The organism is Pandoraea pnomenusa (genome assembly GCF_040391475.1).
Lineage (GTDB): Bacteria > Pseudomonadota > Gammaproteobacteria > Burkholderiales > Burkholderiaceae > Pandoraea > Pandoraea pnomenusa_C.
Window position 1 is genome coordinate 187,270 of sequence record NZ_JBEBXS010000007.1, and the last position, 26,728, is coordinate 213,997.

General features: G+C 63.9%; 21 protein-coding genes, 1 tRNA gene and 2 pseudogenes. 13 read left to right on the top strand and 11 right to left on the bottom strand.

What is annotated here, in order from left to right; all coding sequences use genetic code 11:
* Positions 1 to 20: 20 nt before the first annotated feature.
* The 4 genes from sucC to recA all read right to left on the bottom strand — a co-directional run bounded on the left by sucC (position 21) and on the right by recA (position 3,972).
* A complete protein-coding gene (gene sucC / locus ABWO90_RS10240) occupies positions 21 to 1,187 on the bottom strand; it encodes an ADP-forming succinate--CoA ligase subunit beta (protein ID WP_353191107.1) in 1,167 nt (388 codons plus the stop codon).
* Complete coding sequence (locus ABWO90_RS10245) at positions 1,184 to 1,870, bottom strand: DUF2889 domain-containing protein (protein WP_353191108.1); 687 nt, start codon at positions 1,868 to 1,870, stop codon at positions 1,184 to 1,186. Before ABWO90_RS10245 ends, sucC begins: the two co-directional genes overlap by 4 nt.
* A 307-nt stretch (positions 1,871 to 2,177) precedes the next feature.
* Positions 2,178 to 2,723 carry a recombination regulator RecX gene (gene recX, locus ABWO90_RS10250; protein ID WP_353191109.1) on the bottom strand — a complete coding sequence of 182 codons (546 nt, stop codon included), beginning with the start codon at positions 2,721 to 2,723 and terminating at the stop codon, positions 2,178 to 2,180.
* A gap of 187 nt (positions 2,724 to 2,910) precedes the next feature.
* A complete protein-coding gene (recA, locus tag ABWO90_RS10255; RefSeq protein ID WP_353191110.1) occupies positions 2,911 to 3,972 on the bottom strand; it encodes a recombinase RecA in 1,062 nt (353 codons plus the stop codon).
* 202 nt (positions 3,973 to 4,174) lie between these two features.
* Here recA and ABWO90_RS10260 point away from each other — a divergent pair, with 202 nt between their 5' ends.
* From ABWO90_RS10260 to ABWO90_RS10275, 4 genes are all read left to right on the top strand, one after another.
* Positions 4,175 to 4,864 (top strand): response regulator transcription factor, encoded by a 690-nt coding sequence (locus tag ABWO90_RS10260; protein WP_039393077.1) that lies wholly within the window; start codon positions 4,175 to 4,177, stop codon positions 4,862 to 4,864.
* Positions 4,865 to 4,998: 134 nt separating this feature from the next.
* Positions 4,999 to 6,660 carry a sensor histidine kinase gene (locus tag ABWO90_RS10265; protein WP_353191111.1) on the top strand — a complete coding sequence of 554 codons (1,662 nt, stop codon included), beginning with the start codon at positions 4,999 to 5,001 and terminating at the stop codon, positions 6,658 to 6,660.
* Positions 6,661 to 6,831: 171 nt separating this feature from the next.
* A complete protein-coding gene (locus ABWO90_RS10270; RefSeq protein ID WP_353191112.1) occupies positions 6,832 to 8,490 on the top strand; it encodes an MFS transporter in 1,659 nt (552 codons plus the stop codon).
* A gap of 198 nt (positions 8,491 to 8,688) precedes the next feature.
* Positions 8,689 to 8,765, top strand: a tRNA-Met gene (locus ABWO90_RS10275).
* 77 nt (positions 8,766 to 8,842) lie between these two features.
* Here the strand turns inward: ABWO90_RS10275 and ABWO90_RS10280 are convergent.
* Entirely contained in the window at positions 8,843 to 9,199 is a 357-nt protein-coding gene (locus ABWO90_RS10280) for a TFIIB-type zinc ribbon-containing protein (protein ID WP_353191113.1), read from the bottom strand.
* A gap of 194 nt (positions 9,200 to 9,393) precedes the next feature.
* Positions 9,394 to 10,194 carry a TerC family protein gene (locus tag ABWO90_RS10285; RefSeq protein ID WP_353191114.1) on the bottom strand — a complete coding sequence of 267 codons (801 nt, stop codon included), beginning with the start codon at positions 10,192 to 10,194 and terminating at the stop codon, positions 9,394 to 9,396.
* Positions 10,195 to 10,384: 190 nt separating this feature from the next.
* On the opposite strand from ABWO90_RS10285, the gene ABWO90_RS10290 reads away from it, so the two are divergent.
* Both ABWO90_RS10290 and ABWO90_RS10295 read left to right on the top strand, forming a co-directional pair.
* A complete protein-coding gene (locus ABWO90_RS10290) occupies positions 10,385 to 11,344 on the top strand; it encodes a LysR substrate-binding domain-containing protein (RefSeq protein WP_353191115.1) in 960 nt (319 codons plus the stop codon).
* Entirely contained in the window at positions 11,331 to 12,404 is a 1,074-nt protein-coding gene (locus ABWO90_RS10295; protein ID WP_353191116.1) for an AI-2E family transporter, read from the top strand. The genes ABWO90_RS10290 and ABWO90_RS10295 overlap by 14 nt, the downstream gene beginning before the upstream one ends.
* A 51-nt stretch (positions 12,405 to 12,455) precedes the next feature.
* Here ABWO90_RS10295 and ABWO90_RS10300 read toward each other — a convergent pair whose 3' ends face one another.
* The gene (locus ABWO90_RS10300; protein ID WP_353191117.1) at positions 12,456 to 14,042 is read right to left on the bottom strand and encodes a tetratricopeptide repeat protein; all 1,587 of its coding nucleotides are present in this window, start codon (positions 14,040 to 14,042) and stop codon (positions 12,456 to 12,458) included.
* A 534-nt stretch (positions 14,043 to 14,576) separates the two neighbouring features.
* Here ABWO90_RS10300 and ABWO90_RS25045 point away from each other — a divergent pair.
* The 3 genes and pseudogenes from ABWO90_RS25045 to ABWO90_RS10310 all read left to right on the top strand — a co-directional run.
* Positions 14,577 to 15,585: pseudogene (locus ABWO90_RS25045) on the top strand (ABC transporter permease subunit); the annotation flags it as partial.
* Positions 15,586 to 15,671: 86 nt separating this feature from the next.
* A pseudogene (locus ABWO90_RS25050) lies at positions 15,672 to 16,316 on the top strand (ABC transporter permease subunit); the annotation flags it as partial.
* Between the two features lie 10 nt (positions 16,317 to 16,326).
* A complete protein-coding gene (locus tag ABWO90_RS10310; RefSeq protein WP_353191119.1) occupies positions 16,327 to 17,643 on the top strand; it encodes an ABC transporter ATP-binding protein in 1,317 nt (438 codons plus the stop codon).
* 110 nt (positions 17,644 to 17,753) lie between these two features.
* Here the strand turns inward: ABWO90_RS10310 and ABWO90_RS10315 are convergent, their stop codons facing one another.
* Positions 17,754 to 18,665 (bottom strand): hypothetical protein, encoded by a 912-nt coding sequence (locus ABWO90_RS10315; protein ID WP_353191120.1) that lies wholly within the window; start codon positions 18,663 to 18,665, stop codon positions 17,754 to 17,756.
* 444 nt (positions 18,666 to 19,109) lie between these two features.
* Between ABWO90_RS10315 and ABWO90_RS10320 the strand changes: the two genes are divergently transcribed.
* Complete coding sequence (locus ABWO90_RS10320) at positions 19,110 to 19,253, top strand: hypothetical protein (RefSeq protein ID WP_353191121.1); 144 nt, start codon at positions 19,110 to 19,112, stop codon at positions 19,251 to 19,253.
* Positions 19,254 to 19,449: 196 nt separating this feature from the next.
* On the opposite strand, the gene ABWO90_RS10325 is transcribed toward ABWO90_RS10320, so the two are convergent.
* Together ABWO90_RS10325 and kbl are read right to left on the bottom strand one after the other, a co-directional pair.
* Positions 19,450 to 20,412, bottom strand: a complete 963-nt coding sequence (locus ABWO90_RS10325) for an NAD-dependent epimerase/dehydratase family protein (protein ID WP_353191122.1) — start codon at positions 20,410 to 20,412, stop codon at positions 19,450 to 19,452.
* Positions 20,413 to 20,414: 2 nt separating this feature from the next.
* Entirely contained in the window at positions 20,415 to 21,632 is a 1,218-nt protein-coding gene (kbl, locus tag ABWO90_RS10330; protein WP_353191123.1) for a glycine C-acetyltransferase, read from the bottom strand.
* Positions 21,633 to 21,850: 218 nt separating this feature from the next.
* Between kbl and ABWO90_RS10335 the strand changes: the two genes are divergently transcribed.
* Together ABWO90_RS10335 and ABWO90_RS10340 are read left to right on the top strand one after the other, a co-directional pair.
* On the top strand, positions 21,851 to 22,441 hold the full coding sequence (locus ABWO90_RS10335; protein ID WP_353191124.1) for a helix-turn-helix domain-containing protein: 591 nt from the start codon (positions 21,851 to 21,853) through the stop codon (positions 22,439 to 22,441).
* Positions 22,442 to 22,713: 272 nt separating this feature from the next.
* A complete protein-coding gene (locus ABWO90_RS10340) occupies positions 22,714 to 24,339 on the top strand; it encodes a methyl-accepting chemotaxis protein (protein WP_502922590.1) in 1,626 nt (541 codons plus the stop codon).
* 70 nt (positions 24,340 to 24,409) lie between these two features.
* Here the strand turns inward: ABWO90_RS10340 and ABWO90_RS10345 are convergent, their stop codons facing one another.
* Positions 24,410 to 25,126 carry a TetR/AcrR family transcriptional regulator gene (locus tag ABWO90_RS10345; protein WP_353191126.1) on the bottom strand — a complete coding sequence of 239 codons (717 nt, stop codon included), beginning with the start codon at positions 25,124 to 25,126 and terminating at the stop codon, positions 24,410 to 24,412.
* A gap of 225 nt (positions 25,127 to 25,351) precedes the next feature.
* Here ABWO90_RS10345 and ABWO90_RS10350 point away from each other — a divergent pair, with 225 nt between their 5' ends.
* On the top strand, positions 25,352 to 26,638 hold the full coding sequence (locus ABWO90_RS10350; RefSeq protein ID WP_353191127.1) for an MFS transporter: 1,287 nt from the start codon (positions 25,352 to 25,354) through the stop codon (positions 26,636 to 26,638).
* The last annotated feature ends 90 nt before the right edge of the window (positions 26,639 to 26,728 follow it).

A 26,728-nucleotide genomic window follows, 5' to 3' on the forward strand; every position in this document is an offset into this window, starting at 1 on the left:
GCAGGCTTCGACTGTTCTGGTTACTTGCCTGCGGCAGCCGCGACAACCTTCTGGGCAGCTTCTTCCATGCTGTCCGCGGAGATGATCGGCAGGCCGGATTCGGCGAGCATCTTCTTGCCCAGGTCCTCGTTCGTGCCCTTCATGCGCACGACCAGCGGTACCTTCAGCGAGACGGCCTTCGAGGCAGCGATCACGCCTTCGGCGATCACGTCGCAACGCATGATGCCGCCGAAGATGTTGACCAGAATGGCGGTCAGGTTCGGGTTCTTCAGCATGATCTTGAACGCTTCGGTGACCTTCTCGGTCGTGGCGCCACCGCCCACGTCCAGGAAGTTCGCCGGCTCGCCGCCGAACAGCTTGATGGTGTCCATCGTGGCCATTGCCAGACCGGCACCGTTCACCAGGCAGCCGATGTTGCCGTCGAGCGAGATGTAGGCCAGATCGAACTTCGAGGCTTCGACTTCAGCCGGATCTTCTTCGTCCAGGTCGCGGTACGCAACGATTTCCGGGTGACGGAACAGGGCGTTCGAATCGAAGTTGAACTTGGCGTCCAGCGCGGTAACCGTGCCGTTGCTGCTCACGTTCAGCGGGTTGATTTCGGCCAGCGAAGCGTCCGTTTCCCAGAAGGCCTTGTACAGACCTTGCAGGATCGTGCGGGCTTGCGAGAGCGAAGCGTCGGGGATACCGATCTTCTTGGCCAGGTCGTCGGCCTGGGCATCGGTCAGGCCGATCGACGGCTCGACGATGACCTTGTGGATCAGTTCCGGATGCTTTTCGGCGACTTCTTCGATGTCCATGCCGCCTTCGCTCGAACCCATCAGCACGATCTTCTGCGTGACGCGGTCAACCACGAGGCTGACGTACAGTTCGTTCTTGATGTCGGCGCCTTCTTCGATCAGCAGGCGATTGACCTTCTGACCTTCCGGACCGGTCTGGTGCGTGACCAGTTGCATGCCGAGGATCTGGTTGGCGTATTCGCGCACTTGCTCGAGCGACTTGGCCACCTTCACGCCGCCGCCCTTACCGCGACCGCCTGCGTGAATCTGGGCCTTGACCACCCAAACCGGACCGCCGAGTTCTTCGGCTGCCTTCACGGCCTCGTCCACGGAAAACGCCGGAATGCCGCGGGGCACCGCGACTCCGAATTTCCGGAGGATTTCCTTGCCTTGATACTCATGAATCTTCATGCGTGATTCCCTTCTTGCTGAGTTGGAAGTTTGGGTTCGAGCTTGCGAGTCGAGGCACCATCGCGCACCGCTTCTGTTGTGACGGGCGTCGTGGGCTCGTTCGCTCGATCGTTTGCGCGGCCGTTGAACCAGCGCGGGTAAAACCGGCGCACCGCCTCGCCATCAAACCGCAGGGCGTGACAATGTCCGAGTTGGAAAGGGGGTGTCGACGCCTGCGCGTCGTTGGCGGCCTTGAGCGCCGTGTCGGGGGTGTGGATCACCACGCCGGCGAAGGCCTGGATCGCTGCCGTGGGCAGGACACTGCATAGTTCGGTCAAATGCGTACAACCCGCGGCGCCGCCAAGGCGCTCGCGCACCGCGTGGCGGAAACCGCGACGCAGGTTAAGTCCGATCAATTGACGGTATTGCTGGCCGATCTGATCGCAAATGCCGGGATACGGCACCCAATCGGAAACGGCCTCAGCGTCATGCACTTCGAAATCTTCGTCGATCGTCAAACGCAGCCAAAGCTCGTGAATCGGCGTGCCCTCCTTGCGAAGTCCCGTCGCCAATGCGAAATCCCGATCCTTGTGATCAGTCAGACGGGCTTCAATGTCCCATAGGCCGTCATCGCGCGAATACGCTTCGACAGCGATCGAGCGGCGGTGACGCAGGGTACGAGGGGCTGGCTCAGAGAGCGGCATGCGAGTGTGCAATGCATGAACGCGGAAAGATCTTGATTCTAGCATAGGCGGAGGCGACGCCTTCCGCAGTGCAGCAGAAGCCCGCCGCATAAGGCGGAATTCGCCGACCCGCCGGTCGGTTTTTCAAAAATCCCCGGGAACGGCACGCATGGTGCAACGCCATATCGCGATAAGCGTGACAGCACGTATCGTGTGACATTTATCTGAATGTCATGCCAGCATTCATGCGGCTTACACGCTCGCGCATCGAGCCGGTACTTTGCCGATGAATCCTCGACGATTCATGAGGAAAACGATGAGACGATGCTCACCGGTCGTCGGAGTACTCGTCCGCGCCACGCACGATTTTGCTGATAACGGTACTCGAGAAACCGCGCGACGCGAGAAATCGCATCTGTTTGGCTCGCGCCTCAGGCGTGGTGGCCACTTCGCCGAACTTCTTCTGCCACACGGCGCGGGCACGCGCGAGCTCGGTACTGCGCAGTTGTTCCGTCAGGGCGGCCACCGTCTCGGGATCGACCTGATGCTGTTTGAGCTCGCCGACGATGCGCGTCGTCCCCAGACGCGAGGCGCGGCGGTTCACCACACTTTCCGCGAATCGCTCATTGGACAGCCAGCGCTCCTGCTCAAGACTGTCGAGCAAGCGATCGAGTGCTTCGGGGTCCTCTTCGTTGGCATATGGCGAGAGCTTGCGACGCAGCTCGGCACGGCTGTATTCACGACGTGCAAGATAGGACAGCGCGCGCCCCTTGAGGCTCAGCGTCGGTTTGCGCGACCGCTTGGCCGCGACGGCATCGTCACCGGGAGGGGGTGGCGGTGCGTTGGAATCTCGGGGAGGACGGCGATGGATCATGAACGCATCGTGACTAAGGGAGGCAAGGGAAGCAAGCGGCACACTTGACGGATGTGACACGAACAATGCCATCGGGACGGCAACTCGTCCGGCATCGACATGTCGGTTCTGCGCCGGAAAGCAAAAACGGCAACGCGCCGCCGTGAGGCTTCGCGTTGCCGTTCCGAAGACTGCCGAAGCGAAGGGCTTACGCCTCGTCTTCTTCGATCTCGCCGGTCTCGTTGATCGCCGTCACGCCGAGCGAAGCACGTACCTTGTTCTCGATCTCGTGGGCGATGTCCGGATTTTCACGCAGGAACTCACGCGCGTTGTCCTTGCCCTGGCCGATCTTCTCGCCGTTATAGCTGTACCAGGCGCCGGCCTTTTCGACGATCTTCGCATTCACGCCCAGGTCGATGATCTCGCCTTCACGCGAAATACCCTGACCGTAGAGGATGTCGAAAATCGCTTCGCGGAACGGCGGCGACACCTTGTTCTTCACGACCTTGACGCGGGTTTCGTTACCGACCACCTCGTCGCCCTTCTTGATCGAGCCGATACGACGGATGTCCAGACGCACCGACGAGTAGAACTTCAGTGCGTTACCGCCCGTCGTCGTTTCCGGGTTGCCGAACATCACACCGATCTTCATACGAATCTGGTTGATGAAGATGACCGTGCAGTTCGTACGCTTGATGGTACCGGTCAGCTTGCGCAGCGCCTGCGACATCAGACGTGCCTGCAGACCCGGCAACGAGTCGCCCATTTCGCCTTCGATTTCGGCCTTCGGCACCAGCGCCGCCACCGAGTCGATGATGATGAGGTCGATCGAGCCCGAACGCACCAGCGCGTCGGCGATTTCGAGGGCCTGTTCGCCCGTGTCCGGCTGCGAGATCAGCAGTTCCGGCACCGAAACGCCCAGCTTGTTGGCGTAGCCGACGTCGAGCGCGTGCTCGGCATCAATGAACGCGCACGTACCGCCGATCTTCTGCATCTCCGCCACGACTTGCAGCGTGAGCGTGGTCTTGCCCGACGATTCCGGACCGTAGATTTCGATCACGCGACCGCGCGGCAGGCCACCGACGCCAAGCGCGATGTCCAGACCCAGCGAGCCGGTCGAGACGACCTGGATGTCCGCTTCGACCTCGCCGTCGCCCAGACGCATGATCGAGCCCTTGCCGAATTGCTTCTCGATCTGCGCGAGGGCAGCGGCGAGCGCTTTGCCTTTCTCGGCCGACAGGTTGGCAGACCCTTTCTTGCTTTCTTCCATGAATCGTCCTTTGATATGATGAGCGAGACGGCTCGAGTGACGCGTGACTGCCGGTACTGTATAAAAAACCAGTGCTCTTTGCAAGTACCTGTTGTCCGAAAACGCCGAAACGACTAAAAAAGCCGCGAACCACGCGCCGCAACATCACAGGAGACTCACCGCTGCCGTCAGGCAACGGTGCCTACACAAGCCTATCACGCCCATGCGAATTCTCATCGCAGAGGATGACAGCATTCTGGCCGACGCCCTGACCCGCTCACTGCGCCAGGGGGGCTACGCCGTCGATCACGTCAAGACCGGGCTCGAAGCCGATTCCGCATTATCCGCCCAGACGTTCGACCTGCTGATTCTCGACCTCGGCCTGCCCCGCCTGCCCGGCCATGAAGTCCTGCGCAGACTGCGAGCCCGCAATTCTCATCTGCCCGTGCTGATCCTGACGGCCTCCGACAGCGTCGACGCTCGCGTGAAGGGTCTCGATCTCGGTGCCGACGACTATATGGCGAAGCCCTTCGCACTGGCCGAACTCGAAGCCCGCGTGCGTGCGCTCACCCGGCGCGGCGCCGGCGGCGGCTCCACGGTCATCCGGCACGGTCCGCTCAGCTTCGATCAGGTCGGACGCACCGCCTATATCAATGAGCAGATGCTCGACCTGTCGGCGCGCGAACTCGAGTTGCTAGAGGTACTGTTGTTGCGCACGGGCCGGCTCGTGTCGAAGGAGCAGCTCGTCGACCATCTGTGCGGTTGGGGCGAGGAAGTGAGCAACAACGCCATCGAGGTGTACATGCACCGGCTGCGCAAGAAGATCGAGCCGAGCGGCGTGCGCATCGCCACGATCCGCGGCTTGGGGTATTGTCTGGAGAAGCCGGCGGCCGCGCCCGCCAACGCCGCGTAGGGGGTCTCGGGTTTCCGTATTTCCCATCCATGCGGCGCACGGGCACATGAGCGGTGCGCGAATGTCTCGCGCGCCAACCCCTCCCGGCAATTTCCCGCTACCCCGGCCCCCGGCCGCTTTCGCCTCCCCGCCCGATGCGCCTGAGCTTCCGTCACCCGAATCGCCCCGCGCACGCGGATCCTGACGCGCCGTCGCGCACCGGGAATCGTGCGTTCTCGCGTTTCGGGAGACGTGACGGCGCCTCGCGACACGACGCCTCCGAGGGACCCGACACCGCCGACGCCGCCGATCCGTTCGATCCTTACGCCGATCCGTTCGTGCGCCCTGGGTTCGGCGCGCCGCTGGAGCGTGAGGCCGAGCCACCACCGCGCTCGCTCTTCGGCGAAATTCTCGACTGGATGCTGGCGCCACTGCTGCTGCTATGGCCGATGAGCATCGCCGTGACGTATCTCGTCGCCAAGTCGATTGCCAACGGCCCGTTCGACCGGGCGCTGGAAACCAATACCTACGTGCTCGCCCAACAAGTCCACGCCGATCGCGGACAGGTCACGCTCACGCTGCCGATGCCCGCGCGCGACCTGCTGCGCGCCGACGCCACCGACAACGTGTACTTTCAGGTACTCGGCGCGAAGGGCGAGCTCGTCGCGGGCACCGCCGAACTCCCGCTGCCACATGAAGACGACCGTCCGCAGCCCGGCGTAGTGCAGTTTCGCGACGAGACGGTTGGCGGCAACGACATTCGCGTTGCGTTCACCTACGTCGACCTGCCGCGTATGGAGCCGCCCGGCAGTATGGCGCTGGTGCAGGTGGCGGAGACACTCGACAAGCGAAGCCAACTGGCCAACGAGATCATCAAGGGCGTGATCCTGCCGCAGTTCGTGATTCTTCCGCTCGCCATCATCCTCGTGTGGTTCGGGCTGTCGCGCGGGCTCGCCCCGCTGCATGCGTTGCAGGAGCACATCCGTGCCCGACGCCCCGACGATCTGTCACCGCTTGAAGCGCGTCAGGCACCGCCGGAGATCGCGCCGCTCGTCAATTCGCTGAACGATCTGCTCGAACGTCTCGAGCAGAACATGAAACTCCAGCAGCGCTTCATTGCGGACGCCGCCCATCAACTCAAGACGCCGCTGGCCGGACTGCGCATGCAGGCCGAGCTTGCGCTGCGCCAGACATCGCCCGACGAACTGCGGCGCTCGCTCTCGCAAATCGCGGTGAGCTCGGAGCAGGCGGCGCGCCTCGTCAATCAGTTGCTGGCACTGGCACGCGCGGAAAACAGTGCGAACGACGCCGCCGCGTTCACGCCGGTCAACCTCAGCGTGCTCGCGCGCAGTGCCATGCAGGACTGGTTCCAGGCAGCCTTCGCGAAGCGCATCGATCTCGGCTTCGAAGAACCGCCCTTCCCGGTGCATATGTCCGGCCAGTCGGTCATGCTGCGCGAGATGCTCAACAACCTGATCGACAACGCGATCCGTTACACGCCCGCAGGCGGCAAGGTGACGGTGCGCCTGCGGCACGAGGCATCCGACGGCTTCGTGCATCTCGAAGTCGAAGACACCGGGCCGGGCATTCCGTCCTCGGAGCGCCCGCGTGTGTTCGAGCGCTTCTACCGCATTCTCGGCAGCGACAGCGACGGCAGCGGACTCGGCCTCGCGATCGTGCGCGAGATCGTGCAGATCCATCGCGGCGATGTGAGCGTGCTCGACCATGTCGACGCGCAGCACCCCGAAGCAACCGGCACGCTCATTCGCGTGACGTTACCGCTCGCCGATGCGCCTATCGAAAACCCTCATGCGTGACGAAATCACGCGAAATACGTTCAATTTCCCGCCAAAGTCGAGGGTAATTCCCTAGGGGCGTAAGCTTCGAGTCAGTTTGGCGTCAGACGGCGGTAAGGTTGTCCTCCAATAATCAAATGCAACGGCCCGGGTGCGTCCCAGGGGCGTGCTTACATTACAGGAGACAACCGCATGGCTACTGCAACGACAGCCACCTCCCACGCGCCGATGACGAAAGAAGAAAGAAAAGTCATCTTCGCGTCGTCGCTGGGCACGGTGTTCGAGTGGTACGACTTTTACCTGGCCGGTTCGTTGGCCGCCTTCATCAGCAAGCACTTCTTCTCGGGCATCAATCCCACGGCCGCGTTCATCTTTACGCTGCTGTCGTTTGCGGCGGGCTTCGCGGTGCGTCCGTTCGGCGCGATCGTGTTCGGCCGCATCGGTGACCTCGTGGGTCGTAAGTACACGTTCCTCGTGACCATCACGCTGATGGGTCTGTCCACGCTGGTCGTCGGTCTGTTGCCGAGCTATGCGTCGTGGGGTATCGCCGCACCGGTGATCTTCATCGCCATGCGCTTGCTGCAGGGCCTGGCGCTCGGCGGCGAGTACGGCGGTGCTGCCACGTACGTTGCCGAGCATGCGCCGCATGGCCGTCGCGGCTTCTACACGGCGTGGATCCAGACGACCGCCACGCTCGGTCTGTTCCTCTCGCTGCTCGTGATTCTCGGTACCCGCATGGTGATGGGCGAGGACGCATTCGGTGAGTGGGGCTGGCGCGTGCCGTTCGTGCTCTCGATCGTGCTGCTGCTGGTCTCGCTGTGGATTCGTCTGCAACTGAGCGAATCGCCGGCATTCCAGCGCATGAAGGCCGAAGGCAAGACCTCGAAGGCACCGCTCAAGGAGTCGTTCGGTGAGTGGAAGAACCTGAAGATCGTGATCCTGGCGCTGGTCGGTCTCACGGCCGGTCAGGCAGTGGTCTGGTACACGGGCCAGTTCTACTCGCTGTTCTTCATGACGCAGGTGCTCAAGGTCGACGGCAACACCGCGAACATCATGGTCGCGCTGGGCCTGCTGATCGGCACCCCGTTCTTCGTGTTCTTCGGCGCGCTGTCGGACAAGATCGGCCGCAAGCCGATCATCATGGCCGGCTGCCTGCTCGCGGCGCTGCTGTACTTCCCGATCTTCAAGGCGCTCACGCACTACGCCAACCCGGCGCTCGAAGCGGCTACGGCACGCTCGCCGATCACCGTCATTGCGGATCCGAACGAGTGCTCGTTCCAGTTCAACCCGGTGGGCACGTCGCGCTTCACGAGCTCGTGCGATATCGCGAAGAGCTTCCTGTCGCGCTCCGGTCTGAACTACAACAACGAGGCAGCACCGGCCGGCACCATGGCCAGCGTGCGAATCGGCGACAAGGTGATCCCGTCGGTCGACGGCCGCGCCGCCGACGCGAAGGATCAGATCAAGGCGTTCGAGACGAACATGGCGGCCACGCTCAAGGCCGACGGTTATCCTGCGAAGGCCGACCCGGCGCAGATGAACAAGCCGATGGTCGTGGTACTGCTGGCCATTCTCGTGATCTTCGTGACGATGGTGTACGGCCCGATCGCCGCCATGCTGGTGGAAATGTTCCCGACGCGCATTCGCTACACGTCGATGTCGCTGCCGTATCACATCGGTAACGGCTGGTTCGGTGGCTTCCTGCCGGCAACCGCATTCGCCATCGTGGCTGCCAAGGGCAACATCTACTCGGGCCTCTGGTATCCGATCATCATCGCCCTCATCACCTTCGTGATCGGTACGCTGTTCATCAAGGAGACCAAGGACGTCGACATCTACGCCAACGACTGACGGGTCACCCCGCCAGACACGGTGTTCATGGATCGACAGATCCTCAACGCCGGGGCCCTTGGGCCCCGGCGTTGTCATTTGAAGCAGCGATGGATGACCTCCGGCCACCGCTTCGCGATGCCGGTTGCATGTTTTTTATCGGTATCGCAAAAAAGATGTTGACAGCCTATGGGGGCCTACCTATAATCTTTCTTCTACGGCGAATTAGCTCAGTCGGTTAGAGCGACGGAATCATAATCCGCAGGTCCGGGGTTCGAGTCCCTGATTCGCCACCAAATTTGAGAACGGCTTCCAGCGATGGAAGCCGTTTTTTTTCGTCCGTCGAATTCACCTCACCCGCTGACCGCTGGCATCAATCGAAGTCGAACATCTCGAGCAGCGACTTCTTTTTACGCGGCTGATCGTAGTGACGTCGGCGATCGTCGTGGCCGTGGTGAGCATCGCGCCGATCATGCGATTCGCGATGATGGCCGAACCGGGTGTCGTCGTCTCGCTCCCGCACCTCGCGCTCGGGACGCGGCTTTCGCTCGTAGCTGCGTGCCGACTGTGCCGGCGACGTCATCGCCGGCCCGCCATCGGTGCGCTCTATCAGCTTGTCCAGCTCGCCACGATCGAGCCAAACCCCGCGACACGTCGGGCAATAGTCGATCTCTACCCCCTGACGCTCCGTCATCAGCAAGTCCGGGGTACCGCACACAGGGCATTTCATCGTTTCGCTCCGTCACGTAAAAGACAACGCCCTCAATGTATCGGGCGTCGCGTAACGGAAAAACCTGCATTTTCATTCACCCGACATCGAAAAATCCGAACGGAAGCGCCGTCGTGCAAATGGAAAAGCGGCGCCGGTTTTCACCGGCGCCGCCTCGGATTCACGTCACGGCTTCCGTTGCCGCCTTACACCGTTCAGTGCAGCACGCGCGCCTTCTCCGCCTGGCGACGCGCCTTGGCTCGCCGCGTAATCATGTTCAGTGCTTCCACGAATGCAGAGAACGCCATCGCCGCATAGATGTAGCCCTTCGGCACATGCGACCCGAAGCCTTCCGCAATCAGCGTCATACCGATCACCAGCAGGAAGCCCAGCGCCAGCATCACTACCGTCGGATTCGCCGCAATGAAACGCGAGAGGGGGCCCGCCATAAACAGCATGGCCGTCACTGCGGCAATCACTGCCACGAACATGATCGGGATATGCTCGGTCATGCCCACAGCGGTCACGATGCTGTCGATCGAGAACACCAGGTCCAGCATCAGGATCTGCATCACCGCAGCACGTGCCGTGATCGTGACCAGCGTGCCGGTGCTCGACGGCGTCTCGCCATCCGCCGATGCCCCGGCCTCATCGTCCGCATCGTCCGCACCGTTCGCCACGTGGTGATGCATCTCCTTCGTCGCTTTCCACACGAGGAAGAGACCACCCGCAATCAGAATCAGGTCGCGCCACGAGAACGCATGGTCGAACATTTCGAACAGCGGCGTCGTCAGCTTCGCGATCCAGGCCACGGTGCTGAGCAGCCCGAGACGCATGACCAGCGCCAGCCCGATACCCATGCGCTGTGTGCGCGCACGCATCGACAACGGCAGCTTGTTACTCAGGATCGAGATGAAGATCAGGTTGTCGATGCCGAGCACGACCTCCATGACCACCAGGGTGACCAGCGATGCCCACACCGCGGGGTCGGCCGCCAAAGCAAGTAAATAGTCCATTTGTGCGCCAGAGTTTCCGTATGGTTATCGGGACAGCCGCCCGTACGGCGCGTCTCCCGTTTCCTTCCCTTCAGTCTCCCCGCACCAAACGTAGGATGCGAGCTCAGGACAGCATCATCGTCGAACTCATGCTTCGCAAAAACCAGCTATATACTTCGTGCTAGTTCGGTTTTTTCGAAGTTACATCAACATGTTGAACTACCGACATCTTTACTATTTTTGGGTCGTCGTCAAGGAAGGCGGCTTTGCCCGCGCGGCAGAGCGGCTCGACATGGCGGTTCAGACAATCAGTGCGCAGGTGCGCGAACTGGAAAAGTCGCTCGGCCACCAGTTGCTCAAGCCCGCAGGCCGCGGCGTGACGATGACCGAGCCCGGGCAGGCCGCGTTTCGCCGCGCCGAAGAGATCTTCCGCCTGGGCCAGTCGATTCCGGACGAAGTTCGGGAAGCGGCCAGCGGGCGCGTGGCGCGTCTGGCCATCGGACTCGCCGACGGCATCTCCAAGCTCGCCGCGCACGCCATCCTCGCACCGGTGCTCGACACCCCTGCCCTGCGGCTCGTCTGCCACGAGGGCGAGCACGAGCAGTTGCTCGCCGAACTCGCATTGCACAAGCTCGATCTGGTACTCGCCAGCCAGCCTGCACCGTACAACCCGACGCTGCGACTCGCGAGCGAACGCCTCGTCGAATCGCCGGTCGACTGGTATGGGCCGGCCTCGGTGGTGCGCAACGCGTCGCGCGAGGCGTTCCCGCAATGCCTCGCCGATCTGCCCGTGCTCCTGCCGACCGGCCACTCCGCGCTGCGGGCCAGGCTGGACCAGTGGTTCGAAACCCAGGGTATCCGCCCCAATATCGTCGGCGAGTTCGAAGACAGCGCGCTCATGGCGGTGTTCGCCACGCGCGGTATGGGTGTCTTTCCCCTGAGCGAGGCGGGGGCCGGCGACGTCTCGATGCTGCGGGGCCTGCGCTGGCTCGGGCGTCCGGACAGCGTGCATGAAGAGATCCACGCGATCCGGTCGCGTCGCGGCGAGGGGCATCCGCTCGTGCTGCGCATCATCCAATCCATCGGCGAGACGTCCGATTCTGCTATAAGAACCCCAGACGCGCCGCCCGCGCCGTCGTCATCTGCGAGGAAGCCCCATGTCGAGTCGTAGCGACCAGCGCAAGTTCTTTCACCTCATGCTGTTCGTTGTCACGGTCGCGTTCGGATGGATCATGTTTCCGCTGTTCGGCGCCATTTTCTGGGGAACGATCCTCGCCCTGCTGTTCCAGCCGGTGCAGCGGCGCATACTGCTTCGCATGCGCGGACGGCGCAATCTCGCCGCCCTCACCACGCTCGCGATCGTGCTGCTGATCGTGATCCTGCCACTCACCATCGTGGTCGGCATGCTCACGCAGGAAGTCAGCACGGCGCTCGTGCGCTTCCGTACCGATTTGCCCCAGCTCACCGTCGACTTCCAGCACCTGCTCGATCGCCTGCCCGCCAGCGTGCATCGCATCATGGATCTCGCCGGGGTGCAGGACATCAACGCCATTCAGCTCAAGCTCGGCGATGGCGCGGCGCAAATCGGGCGCCTGGTGGCCGTCTACGCAGTGAGCATCGGCCAGAACACCGCGCAGTTGCTGGTGAGCTTCGGCGTGATGCTCTATCTGCTGTTCTTCCTGCTACGCGACGGTACCGTGCTCGGCGCATGGATCCGCCGTGGACTCCCTCTCGACGAGCGTCACAAGAGCCAGTTGATCCGGCAATTTACGACGGTCGTGCGAGCCACGGTCAAAGGCAACATCGCCGTAGCGGTCGCACAGGGCGCGCTCGGCGGTTTCATCTTTGCAGTGCTCGGCATTCAGGGATACGTGCTCGCCGCCGTGGTGATGGCGTTTCTGTCGCTGCTGCCGGCGGTGGGGGCAGCCGTGGTGTGGGTGCCGGTCGGCATCTGGCTGTTGCTGTCGGGAGCGATCTGGAAGGGGGTGGTGCTGTTCGCGTTCTGCGGCACCATCGTGAGTCTCGTGGACAACGTGCTGCGTCCGATCCTCGTCGGCAAGGACACCAAGCTGCCCGACTGGCTCGTGCTGATCTCCACGCTCGGCGGCATGTCGCTCATCGGCCTGACGGGCTTCGTGATCGGCCCGCTCGTCGCCGCCCTCTTCATCTCGTGCTGGAACATCTACACGCGCATGCGCGACGAAGAGGACGATCAGGCCGATGCCGGCTGACGTCCGCACGCCAGCGCGCCGCGCCACCCGGCACGGCGTGCTGGCAAGACACTATGACTGCGCCACTTCGGCGGCCAGCCTCGTCGATTCGCCGCGCGCGAGCGCGGCCAGATCCTGGCCGACCTGCGCCATCACGCCGTCCCAATCGCCGCGTTCGGGCTGACGATAGAGCGTGACCGACGGATACCAGTCACTGTCGCGACGCGTCAATTGCCAGCGCCAGTCCGGGGTGAAATTGAGCAGCCCCCAAACCGGCTTACCCAACGCGCCTGCCACGTGCAGCACTGCCGTGTCGACGGCAATCACGACATCCATCTGCGCAATGACGGCCGCGGTCTCCGCGAAATCGCTGAGCTTTGCGCCGATATCGCGCACATTCGGATAACGGGCCAGCTCGGCGCGCTCTTCGTCGGTCGCGTCGACCTGCAACGAAAAGCACTGCGCGCCGGATTCGAAGACAGGCGCCCAATGCGCGAGCGCCACGTCGCGATGCGGCGGGAACGGGCGTGCGCGCCACACGAACCCGACTCGCAACGCGCCTTCGGGCTTTGCGCCCAGCATCGAACGCCAGATGATTTCGCGCGACGCGCTGGAGCGCAGATACGGCGAATGCACCGCCACGTCGCCCCCTACACCCAGCAGATGCGGCAGACTGAGCAACGGGACCTGCCAGTCGAACGACGGGACCGGCATGTGTTCGCCAAGCACCGTCACGCCTCGGGCCACGCCACCGAGCAGCGTAACGAGCGGCGCCTGCACCGACAGCACCACATTCGCCCCCATCTTCACCAGACGCGGCAGGAAGCGCACGAACTGCAGGGTATCGCCGAAGCCCGGCTCGCAGTAGACGAATATGGTCTTGCCTTCGAGCGACGTGCGCCCGTCCCAGAGACGGTCGGTAAAGCGCCGCTTCTGCCCGTCGCCGTCCCAGCGCCACTCATAGTCGTGCCAGCCATGCTCAAAATCGCCGAGCAGCAGGTTGGTCTGCGCCCGGTTGGTACGCGCACCCGCATGGTCAGGGGCCAGCTTCACCGCGTCTTGCAGGCATTGCAGCGCGTCGGCGAACGCGTGCTGCTCGCGCAGCGCCACGCCCAGATTCACGAGCGGATCGGGTTGCTGCGGGGCGATGGCGTTGGCCAGACGGTAGGCCGTAATCTCTTCGTCGTAACGCCCGAGGGCGCCCAACGCGCGCCCTCGATTGAAATGGGCTTGCCACAGCGCCGGCGCTTTCGCGGCCGTGCGCTCGAACCAGACGAGCGCCCGGGCGTTATCGCCCGCCTGCGCCCAGGTCAGGCCCACGGTGTGCATCGTGCCGATCATGTCCGGCGACTGCTGCACCGTGGCTTCGAAGAGCGCTTCGGCGCGCATCTGACGCCCGGCCTGAAGGCTGGCCATCGCGGCATCGAAACAGGCTTGCGCGCCGGGCTGTGGCACGAGCGCGAGCACACGGTCGAACGCGTCGGCCGCCGCCTCGAACGCACTCATGCGCAGCGAGACATAGGCAAGCCCTTCAAGGGCGGGCAGAAATTCGGGGGATTGTTTCAGAACTTGACGCAACTCGGCGATCGCCTCGTCGAGCCGGCCGGCGGCACTCAGTTGTCGTGCACGCTCGCAACGCGCGTCTAATGGCGTCGTCATGCGGCGCATCCTTGCTTGTCTTGGAATTGGAGGGGGACGGGCCGGCATGCCGCATAACCACCGGAATGGCATCTCGCCGCCCCGGCAAGCAGCGCCGTGGCCCGATCGAGCGGTGCACACTACACCACCGCACGGCGCGAAGCAAGCCGCGGGGATTGGTCTGCGCAATGCCCATAAAGTTCACATCTTCAGCACATCGATTTCGCATCCGGACCCGGGTTCCGACGTCGGTCCGACGGACTTCCGGCGCCCGCTCACCGTCCGCTCACCGTCCGCTCACCACCCGCGATACCCGTCGCCCTCGACGCGGAGTATCGCCCATCGAAACCACGACTTTGCGCAGTGCAGCATAAAAACCACAATCGGGCATACGGTGCCCGGTTTGCCAGCCTGTACCATGCGCTTTAACATCTTTTTACGGGGCAATCTGGTAGCATCCGCTGCCGTCCTTGCGCGCGTGCCTGTCGCCGCCCGCGCCGCATCCCGACGCCGAGTCCTGTTGTTCGTCCGAACCCTCAATCTCTCGAGGTCTTGATGACGCGCGTAGCCCGTCCGTTCATCCCCGCCACTGCGCGACGCCTGCTGCCCAATCGCTGGGATTTCATCGCCTTCCCGATCATCATCGGCTTTCTGATGGTCAGTTCGTCGGGCATTCGCCAGACCTGGGCGCCGCTGGCCGACCTGCAGACCGAAGTCATATCGCTGGACCCGTCGAATCTGCCCGAGTATGCCTTGCGCACCACGCTGCGCATGCTCGCGGCCATGATCGCGTCGCTCGTCTTCACGCTCGTCTATGGCACGCTCGCCGCCAAGAGCCGACGTGCCGAGAAGCTGCTCGTGCCGATGCTCGACATCCTCCAGTCGGTGCCGGTGCTGGGCTATATCTCATTTACCGTCACGTTCTTCCTCGCCCTCTTCCCGGGACGCGTGCTCGGCGCCGAATGCGCCGCCATCTTCGCAATCTTCACGAGCCAGGCGTGGAACATGACCTTCTCCTTCTACCAGTCGATGCGCACCCAGCCGCGCGATCTGGCGGAAGTGGCCGTGAACCTGCGCCTCTCGCCGTGGCAACGGTTCTGGAAACTGGACGTCCCCTACTCGATGCCCGGCCTCATCTGGAACATGATGATGAGCATGTCGGGCGGCTGGTTCTTCGTGGTGGCGTCCGAGGCCATCACCGTGGGCGACAAGACGGTCACGCTGCCGGGCGTCGGCGCGTATCTCGCCACGGCCATCCTCCAGCGTGACCTGCACGCCGTGGGCTGGGTGATCCTGGCGATGACGGTCGTCATCATCATCTACGACCAGTTCCTGTTCCGCCCGATGGTCGCGTGGTCCGACAAGTTCCGCCTGGAAGACACCGTCTCGCAAGCCGCGCCCGAGTCGTGGGTGCTGAACATGATCCAGCGCACGCGCGCGATCCAGTACCTGCTGCGCCCGTTCGGCAAGCTGCTGCGCACGATCGCCCGCATGCGCATGCCCATCTCGCTGCCCGCAGCGATCCACTCGGAATCGAACACCCGTCTCTCGCGCGTGATCGACTGGTTGTGGGCCACGGTGCTCGTGGTGATGGGGGTGTGGGCCGCCTGGAAGATCTGCGACTTCGTGCTCGCCGAGGTCGGCTTCTCCGAGGTGCTGCGCGTGTTCGGTCTCGGCCTGATCACGCTGGTACGCGTGATGGTCCTGATCGCCATCGCCTCGGCCATCTGGGTGCCGCTGGGCGTGTTGATCGGGTTGCGTCCGAAGCTGGCCGAGCGTATCCAGCCGCTGGCCCAATTCCTCGCCGCGTTCCCGGCCAACCTGCTGTTCCCGATCTTCGTGGTCGCCATCGTCCACTTCCACGCGAATCCGGACATCTGGCTCTCGCCGCTCATCGTGCTGGGCACGCAGTGGTACATCCTGTTCAATGTCATCGCCGGCGCCACGACGTTCCCGAACGACTTCAAGGAAGCCGCCACCAACTTCCGCATTCGCGGCTGGCAGTGGTGGCGTCAGGTGATGCTGCCCGGCATCTTCCCGTACTACGTGACGGGCGCGATCACGGCCTCGGGCGGCGCATGGAACGCCTCGATCGTCTCGGAATGGGTGCAGTGGGGCGACGACAAGGTTGCCGCGCACGGGCTGGGCGCATACATCGCGCAAACCACGGCCGCGGGCGACTATCCGCGCATTTTGCTGGGCATCGCCGTGATGGCGCTGTTCGTCGTACTGTTCAACCGCTTGCTGTGGCGCCCCATGTACGCCATCGCCGAAAACAAGCTTCGCCTGAATTGAAGGGACCGTGATGCCGAACGATACCCAACCGATTGCCGGAAAAGAGATCTTCTCGCTCGCCAACGTCAGCCGCGGTTTCCGCAAGGGCAGCGACGAACGTCAGGTCCTCGACGGTGTGAATCTGCAACTGCACGAAGGCGAGATCGTCGGCCTGCTCGGCCGCTCCGGCTCGGGCAAGTCGACCCTGCTGCGCATCATCGCGGGCCTGATCCAGCCGAGCGCCGGTGACATCCGCTACCTGGGACAACCGCTCGAAGGCCCGCCCGAAGGTGTGGCGATGGTGTTCCAGACGTTCGCGCTGTTCCCGTGGCTCACCGTGCTGCAGAACGTGGAAGCCGGACTCGAAGCGCTCGGCGTCGAGCCGAAGGAGCGTCGCAAACGTGCGCTGGCCGCCATCGACCTGATCGGTCTGGACGGCTTCGAAAACGCCTATCCGCGCGAACTCTCCGGCGGGATGCGTCAGCGCGTGGGCTTCGCCCGCGCCCTCGTGGTCAACCCCACGCTGCTGCTCATGGACGAACCGTTCTCCGCGCTCGACGTGCTCACGGCCGAGACGCTGCGTACCGACCTGCTCGACCTGTGGAGCCAGCGTCAGTTGCCGATCAAGTCGATCCTGATCGTCACGCACAACATCGAGGAAGCCGTGTTCATGTGCGACCGGATCCTCGTGCTGTCGTCGAATCCGGGCCGCGTGGTCGCCGAGATCAAGGTGCCGTTCGCGCATCGTCGCAACCGCCTCGATCCGGCCTTCCGCAAGATGGTCGACGACATCTACGCGCTGATGACCTCGCGCCGCAATGCACACACCACGCAGAAGATGCCGCTGGAACTGTCGAGCCCGTTGCATGAGGTCTCGACCAACCTGATGGCCGGTCTGCTCGAAGCGCTTGCCGTGCCGCCCTACAACGGCCGCGCCGACTTGCCGGACATCGCGCAGACGCTGCTGCTCGAAGTCGACGATCTCTTCCCCGTGGCGGAAATTCTCGACCAGTTGGGTTTCGCGGAACTCAAGGAGGGCGACATTCTGCTCACGCCCGCAGGCAAGCGTTTCGTGGACGTGAGCACGCAGGAGCGCAAGGTACTGTTTGCCGAGCATCTGCTGCGTCACGTGCCGCTCGCCGCGAAGATCCGCGCCGTGTTGCAGGAGCGTCGCGGACAACGGGCGCCGCGCGTGCGTTTCGAGCAGGAGCTGGAAGACTCGATGTCGGACGATCTCGCTCAGGAAACGCTCGATACCGCCATCAACTGGGGACGTTACGCCGAGATCTTCTCGTACAACGACCATACGGAGACGTTCAGTCTCGAGGACGTCGAAGGCGCAACCTGATCGCCGATCCGCCTCTAACGACAACGCCGCGCGAGCTTTCCAGCCGCGCGGCGTTGTCGTTTGGGATCACGGCTGGCATGCGGCCGTCGGCAGCCGCAGCGCGTGGCGTGTCAGAACGCGTAACCCGCGCCGATCATCCACGTCTGGGTAATCGTCTTCGAGTCGGGCTCGTAGGCGTTCATGCCCGGCGCGACCTGCGTGACGCCGGAGCGGCCGTACTGAAAGCGCGACCACTCATACGTCGCGTTCACGTGGAAGTTGCGCGCCACGGCGTAGTCGAGCCCCAGCCCGGCCACCACCACCGGTTTGTTGCCGAGGCTGAACGTATTCTGCGAGCCCGCCTGCGTCATTGACGCCCCGACCATCGCGCCCGCCCGGATATCGGCGGTCGCCACGAGCCTGGGCGTCACTTCCAGTTGCCCCATGAGCCCGCCGCCGACCACGTGATGCCGATAGCGTTCGTAGAAGCCATACGGGTCGCGACTGCTGTCGCGAATCCAGTCGTGGTAGCTGTAGCTCACATAAGGCACCACCTGCGCGTTCCAGGTGCCCAGATGAAACGGGAACGCCTTGCCGGCCTTGAGCGTGACGTCCGTGGCCGTGGAGCGCGTCGTCATTTGATAGTTCGGCTGAACGACCCGGCCTGTCAGATCCTGCAAGTAGCCGCCGTAGTCGACATTGCCGTGCGCCACGCGCACCGTGCCGCTGAAATAGAGGTTCGACACGCCGAACAGTTGTCGCTGCGTCGATGCGCCCAGGGCGAATGCCGCCGTGGTGCCGCGTTCGGAATCGCTCTTGCCCGGTGCGATGGTCTCCCAGTAGTGCAACTGCTGGGCGCCGGCGCCCAGCCAGACCTGATTGTTGGCGCGCAGCATGGCTTCCTGTGCGTGCACATCGGCCGTGTGCATGGCAATGACGGCGCCCAGGCTCGCGGCGACGAAGGAAAAAGTCGAACAGGCGGCGCGCCGGACGGCGGTTCCGCACTGGCCGCATGCGATGGTGCGGCACGATTTCGGCGTCATGGCACAACCCTCCCCAGGCGTGAGCTCAACGACGATCTGAAAGCGGCCACTGCGTGCGGCCGTCGTTTTCGGGCATTGTTTCAGCGCGCCACGCGGCATGCAAGCGGGGAATTGTGGATTCTGCATGAACTTCGCATTTCGAGAATCTCGCGGTTCGAGCGATTCGCCCGAGAAGCCGCACCGCCACGCTCCGGCGACCGCCACTTGCATTCGAAAATCATGGAAAAACACGATCCGAAGGCTCCGTCGAAACGCGTTGTGCACCACACGAACCGTGTCAAAAAGGCCACACCTATCGGTATAGATACTGATTCGCGGTCGTTTTTGTGCGGTCGCATAATCGATTCAGAACTCGCGAACCATGCGCCGGGGGGCGCATCGACACACTGTCGCGCGGGTTCTTTTCGCGGCGAAGACCGTGCACCAGATCCGAGAAGACGCAATATGAGCTACTACCACTCGAAAGAAGAAGGCCGGGTTCGCGCCATCAGCCTGAGTCCTGCCTATCGTTGGCGTCGGCGCGCGTTCGCCGTGACGTGTGCGGTCATCGCCGCGCTCGCTTACTACGCGGTCCATCACCCAAGGTAAGCGGCAAGGCAAACCCGGCGCCAAATGCAACAAGGCGCGTACGACGAAACATCGCACGCGCCTTGCTCGAGCCGTCTTCAAAATTCACCGTCGCCGAGTCAGTGACCGGCGTCTCGCCCGACCCCCTACGTCACGTCGGACGTCGCGCGGCATAGTCATCGCCGCCCCCGCTCATTTCTGCGCTTCGGCCCTCCCTTCAGGCGGCGTTTCCCAATGCGGGGGCATGCCAGTCCAGCGGCACGTTAGCGAGCATGTCGTCGACCATCGCGTCGAGATCGTAAGCCGGCTTCCAGCCCCAGTCGTAACGCGCGTGCGTGTCGTCGAGCGTGTGCGGCCACGTCTCGGCGATCGCCTGGCGAAAGTCGGGCGCGTATTTCACCGTGAAACCAGGCACCCGACGCGCAATGGCTGCCGCGAGCGTCGCCGGGTCGAAGCTGACCCCGGCCACGTTATACGACGAGCGCACGCGCAGTCGCGCAGCGTCGGCGTTCATCAATTCCAGCGTGGCGCGCACGGCGTCCGGCATGTGGATCATCGGCAGCGTGGCATCTTCCTTCAGGAAACACGTATAGGTCTCGCCGCGTCGCGCTGCCTGGAAGATGTCGATCGCATAGTCGGTCGTGCCACCGCCCGGCGGCGTCTTGTAGCTGATCACGCCCGGATAGCGCAAGCTGCGCACGTCCACGCCGAACTTCGTGAAGTAGTACTCGCACAGGCGCTCGCCCGCCTGCTTGCTGATGCCGTACATCGTGGTCGGGTCCATGATGGCGAGCTGCGGCGTTTCGACCGCCGGCGTATGCGGCCCGAACGCGGCAATCGACGACGGCCAGAACACGCGCAGCTTGCGCTCGCGTGCGAGTTCGAGCACGTTGAGCAAGCCGTTCATGTTGAGGGTCCAGGCCTGCAGCGGGCGGGTTTCGCCCGTGGCCGACAGCAGCGCGGCCAGGTGGAAGATCTGCGTGATGCCGAAGCGCTCGACCAACGCGGCCAGACGCCCCGCGTCGAGGACGTCGAGCGTCTCGTAATGGACCGGGTGACGCGACGGTCCGGGCGCGATATCCGAGGCGATGACATTCTCGTTGCCGTACTGGGCCGCCAGGGCCTCGACCAACTCGCTGCCGATCTGCCCGTTGGCGCCGATGATGAGGATGCGTTCCATGTTCAACCTTGCTTGAGAATGCCGAGTTCGTTGCCGGCCTGAGCGAATGCCGCCAGCGCACGGGTCAGGTGTTCACGGGTGTGCGCCGCCGAGAGCTGAACGCGTACGCGCGCCTGCCCCTGCGGCACCACCGGGTAGAAGAAGCCGGTGGCGATCACACCGAGTTCGTACAGACGCTGTGCGAAACGCTGCGCGAGCGTGGCGTCGAACAGCATGACGGGCACGATCGGGTGCGTGCCCGGCTTGATCGTGAAGCCGAGCGCCGCCACCTCCTGACGGAAAAATGCCGTGTTCGCGTGCAGTTGCTCGCGTCGTGCGGACGAATGCTCGAGTTCGTCGAACACCGCGAGCGACGTGCCCACGATCGCCGGGGCGAGGCTGTTCGAGAAGAGATACGGACGCGAACGCTGACGCAGCGTCTCAATCACCTCGCGACGGCCGGCCGTGAAGCCGCCCATCGCGCCGCCGAGCGCCTTGCCCAGCGTACCGGTGATGATGTCGATCTTGCCCAGCACGCCGTGATGCTCGTGCGTACCTCGGCCCGTCGGCCCCATGAATCCGGTCGCATGACACTCGTCGATCATGATGAGCGCGCCGTACTGCTCGGCCAGCGCCACAATGCGATCGAGCTGCGCGATGGTGCCGTCCATCGAAAACACGCCGTCGGTGACGATGATGCGATGACGCGCCCCGGCAGCCGCCTGCAGCTGGCGCTCCAGGTCGTCCATGTCGTTATGCGCATAGCGCAGGCGCTGTGCCTTGCAAAGACGCACGCCGTCGATGATCGAGGCGTGATTCAGCGCGTCGGAAATGATGGCGTCCTGTTCGTCGAACAACGGTTCGAACACACCGCCGTTGGCGTCGAAGGCTGCAGCATAGAGGATGGCATCTTCCGTGCCGAGGTAGGCGGCGATGCGCGCTTCGAGTTCCTTGTGAGGGCCCTGCGTGCCGCAGATGAAACGCACCGACGACAGGCCGAAGCCGAAGTCTTCCAGCGCCTTCTGACCGGCCTTGACGAGTACCTCGCTGCCCGAGAGCCCGAGATAGTTGTTGGCGCACAGGTTGATGCGTGTCTGCCCGTCGTCGCACATGACCTCCGGCCCCTGCCGCGACATGAGCACGCGTTCCTGCTTGAAAAGGCCCTGGCGGCGCGTGTCTTCCAGTCGTTCGGTCAGTTGCCGGTAGAAGCCCTCGCGGGCCTCCGGGGTTTGTGCGGTCATCGTGCGCATCTCCTTTGTGCGGACGGCGGCACCGTTGTGCGGCGCCGCCGGGGGAACGCTGCCGGCGTCGATGGACGGGCAGCGTTCTGAAGCCATGAATATCGGGCAGGACAGCGCGGCGTGCTCTGCTACTATTGCGCCATCCACCTTATCGGAAACTATACTTTATATTGAACAAGTTTCAATATATTGAAAAATTCTAATATCCCGGAACCCTTATGGCAAGTACCCCATCTGCCACGGCGTCGGCGCCGAGCACCCCGCCGCCCGTCGGCGACATGATTCAGCAACTGCGCAAGGAGCGCGGCATGACGCTCGAGACGCTCTCGCGCGCTTCCGGCGTCTCGAAGTCCATGCTCTCGCAGATCGAGCGCGACAAGGCCAACCCGACCATCGCCGTGGCGTGGCGCCTGGCCAATGCACTGGGCGTGCGGCTCGACCAGTTGCTCGGCGCCCCGGCGGGCGACCCGGAACCGGTACGCATCGTCGGCAAGCATGAAACGCCGACGCTCGCCGGCACCGACCATACCTACCAACTGAAGATCCTCGGTCCCATGGAGCTCGCGGGCAAATTCGAGTGGTACGAGCTGACGCTGCAACCCGGCGCCGCACTGGTCTCCGAGCCGCACGATCCGGGCACGCGCGAGCACTTCACAGTGTTCGACGGCCAGATCGACATCGAGGTCGAGCACTACGCCCGACGCGCCAAACCGGGCGAAACCGCCCGCTACCCTGCCGACCGCGCCCACGCGATCCGCAACGTCGGCAAGTCCGTCGCACGCGGCCTGATGGTGGTCATCCACGGCTGAGCGCACCCCGCTCGTCGTCTCCCCTGAAGCCTGCTCGAGCCCCAGCGCCGCCGCCCGGGTCACCCCGGCCGCGCGGCGCGCTCACGCATGCGCCTCACTCAAGTCCACGCACGAACTGCCGTTAGCACACGTTCGGTCCGTGCTTTCATCATGAGCACTGACAATCGATCGACAATCGGACCGCGCGGACAAGGTCGCACGTCACGCGCAGCCGCCGCAGCCGTGATACCAGCGGCAAACACCGAAGCGGAATCAGTGGGGAAGACGAAGTGATGCAGCAGTTGAGTTTGAAAACGAAGTTGTGGTCTGCCGTGGCATTGATGTGGGTGAGTTTGCTCGCGATGGCCGTCTGGGGTGCCTGGGCACAGCGCAACACGATGCTCGCCGAGCGTCGCGAAGGGCTGACACACGTGGTCGATTCCGGCCTGAGTCTGGTCAAGCATTACGCCGCGCGCGCCGAGCGCGGGGAAATCCCCGTCGCCGAAGCGCAGAAACTCGCCCGCGAACAGATCGGGGCGATTCGCTACGACGGCGACAACTATTTCGGTATCTTGAACTCGCAGCGCATCATCGTGCTGAACGCCGTCAATCCCAAGCTCGAAGGCAAGGACATGAGTCAGTTCCGCGATCCGTCGGGCAAGCTCATGTTTTCGGACATCGTCGCCGCCGCGCGCACCAATGATCCGTTCGTCACGTATCTTTGGCCCAAGCCCGGCTCGGAGAAGCCGGTCGAGAAGATCAGCCGTGTGGGCGCGTATTCGCCGTGGGACTGGTATCTGACCACCGGCGTCTACGTCGACGACATCAATGCCGCCTTCGTGGGTGCGCTGTTGCGCTGGGGCGCGATGCTGGCCGTCATCGGTCTGGCCGTGTCGGGCGTGATGCTGCTCATCATTCGTAACGTGCAGGACAGTCTTGGCGGCGAGCCGGAATATGCCGCCGATATCGCCACTCGCATTGCCGACGGCGACCTGCTCACGCAGGTGCGTCTGCGCCGCGGCGACGGCGCCAGCTTGCTGTTTGCGATGCAACGCATGCAAGCCAACCTTCAGCAGATGATCGGACGCATCCGGGGCGGCACCAGCGCGATCACGATCGCGGCGCGCGAAATTGCCGAAGGCAACACCGATCTGTCGGCACGCACCGAACAACAAGCGGCGGCACTGGAGGAGACGGCGTCGTCGATGGAGGAACTGACGTCGACCGTGCGCCAGAACGCCGATAACGCGCGTCAGGCCCGTCAACTCGCCGAGAACGCCTCCTCGATCGCCGTGCGCGGCGGTCAGGTGGTCGATCAGGTCGTGGCCACGATGGAAGGGATCTCGCAAAGCTCGGGCAAGGTCGTCGACATCATCAGCGTGATCGACGGCATTGCCTTTCAGACCAACATTCTTGCGTTGAACGCTGCCGTGGAAGCCGCGCGGGCCGGCGAACAAGGACGCGGATTCGCCGTGGTCGCCGGCGAGGTGCGCACGCTTGCCCAGCGCAGCGCTGCCGCCGCCAGGGAAATCAAGGAGCTGATCGAAGCCTCGAACGGTCGCGTGCAGGACGGTTCGGTTCTCGTCGCGCAGGCCGGTCAGACGATGCACGACGTGGTGCAGGCCGTGCGCCGGGTGACGGACATCATGGGGGAGATTTCGGCAGCGTCCGAGGAGCAGAGCCACGGCATCGAGCAAGTCGGCCGGGCGGTGACGCAGATGGACGAGGTGACGCAGCAGAACGCGGCGCTCGTCGAGCAGGCTGCTGCCGCTGCCGCGTCGATGGAAGATCAGGCGCGTTTGCTCGACCAGGCAGTAGCCGCGTTTCGCATGACGTCGGAGAGTCAGTTCGTCAGCGCCGCCCTCGATGACGGCGCGCACGGCACCGCCGCCGTAGCGCGACAACGCCTCGCCGCCTGATCCCGCAGTCCGGATGTCGCTTCGGTGGGCGCCTGACGTGCGCCCGGCGCGCCCGGCGCCCCCGGCGCGCTCACGCCGCGTTCAACTCGCCGGCCAGCCCGGCATCGATGATCTGACGCGCGACCGTCGGCAGAATACGCAGCGGCGCCGAGCCCGGCCCGAAGGTCTGGCTCGCGGCGTACGCCCCTTCGAGAATCAGCGATAGCGCGTCAACCAGCGGCGCCGGTGCCTGCACGCCGGCCGCCGTCACCAGCGTCGTGAAACGCTGCACGACTTCCGCCTTGTAATTCACCACCGACTTGCGCGCCGCATGTTCGGGGTCCGGGAATTCGGCCGCCACGTTCACGAACGGACAACCGCGATAGCCGCACTGACTCGCCCGCTCGGCGAGGTCCACGAAAATCTGCAGCAATTGCGCACGCGGTTCGCCCTCGTGTTTCGCGATACTCGCGTCGATGCGTGCGAGACTCGCCGTCTGCATGTGATCGAGGTACGCCAGAATCAGCTCGTCCTTCGACGCGAACTGGCGGTACAGGCTCATCTTGTTCACGCCCGCGCGCTTGACGACGGCGTCCACCCCCACCGCACGCACGCCCTCCGTGTGGAACAGCTCCACGGCGGCATCCAGCAGGTGCTGCTGCGCTATCGGCGCAGGCGTGACGTGTCGTGCCGTCTTGCCCGAACGCGACACCGCGCGGCGTCGACGCACCGGTGTCGCCGTGCCCTCGCTGCTCGTGCCCTGGCCCGTCACGGTTTGCGGCGTGCCTGGCGTTGTCGATTTGGCCATTCGTCTGGCGCTCCCTGAACGGTGAATCCGATGATTGGCGGCATCGAGCGATGATAGCCCTGCCGTCGCAATGGAATACTTGACATGTTACCGATCGGTTCATAACATGGCAACCTCATGTTACCGAGCTGTCACAAACATCCGAATGAGCGTAGACAGCCCGCCCCTCGCAAACGTTCCCGGCATGGCAACCCAATTCGCCACCGGACGCCAAGGAATCTCGCCATGAAGGCAGCACTTGCAAGGCGCATCGACGGCCGCTTCCACTACGGGTGGATTGTGGTCGGTGTCATTTTTCTGGTCCTCCTCGCGTCGGCGGGCATTCGCGCGACCCCTAGCGTGATGATGGTGCCCCTCGAGCACGACTTCGGATGGAGCCGTGCCACGATTTCGCTCGCGATCTCCGTCAACCTGGCGTTGTATGGGCTGACCGGCCCGTTTGCGGCAGCCGCGATGCAGCGATTCGGCATTCGTCCGACCGTGATGGTCGCGTTGTTGCTGCTGGCATCCGGTACGGCGCTTTCGTCGCTGATGACCGCGCCGTGGCAGATGGTGCTGATCTGGGGCGTGATGGTGGGCGGCGGCACCGGGGTCGCTGCCGTTACCCTGGCGGCAACGGTGGCAAACCGCTGGTTCCATACGCATCGCGGCTTGGCGATGGGCATTCTGACGGCGAGTTCGGCGACGGGACAAATGGTGTTCCTGCCGATGATGGCGGCGATAACCGAGCGCTTCGGCTGGCGACCGGTCGTGCTGATCGTGGCCATCGTCGCCGCAGCCGTGCTGCCGCTCGTAGCCTTGCTCGTGCCCGAGCGTCCGGGCTCGGTCGGGCTGCGTCCCGTCGGCGCGCCGGAGGACACCCCCGACGTACCGCTCGGTCAGGGCAATCCGCTTGCCCATGCCCTCTCCGTGCTGCGCATGGCCGCCGGCAAGCGCGACTTCTGGCTGCTCTTCTTCAGTTTCTTCATTTGCGGCGCAAGCACCAACGGTTACATCGGAACGCACTTCATCGCGATGTGCGGCGATTACGGCATCTCCGAAGTCAAGGGCGCCGGCATTCTCGCCGCGATGGGCATGCTCGATCTCGTGGGCACCACGCTCTCGGGATGGCTCTCCGATCGCTACAACAGCCGCGTGCTGCTGTTCTGGTACTACGGACTGCGCGGACTGTCGCTGATCTATCTGCCGTATGCCTTCGGCTTCGACTTCTTCGGCCTGCCGCTCTTCGCCTTGTTCTACGGACTCGACTGGATCGCGACGGTGCCGCCGACGGTGCGCCTGACGACCGATGTCTTCGGCAAGACGATGGCCCCGATCGTGTTCGGCTGGATCGTGGCCGGCCATCAGCTCGGCGCCGCCACCGCAGCGCTCGTTGCCGGCTCGTTGCGCGCCACGCTCGGCAATTACACGATGGCGTCGATGCTCTCGGGCGGGGTGTGCATCATCGGCGCGTTCATGGTGCTGCGCATTGCGCGGCACGCCCCGGCCAAGCCGGTGCCGGCCAGCGCCTGAGAGCGGACAGCGTTACGTCGCGATGCGCTGCCCTTCACTGGCGCAGCGCATCCAGCACCGATGGCGACACGCTGACACGCCGGCAAGGTT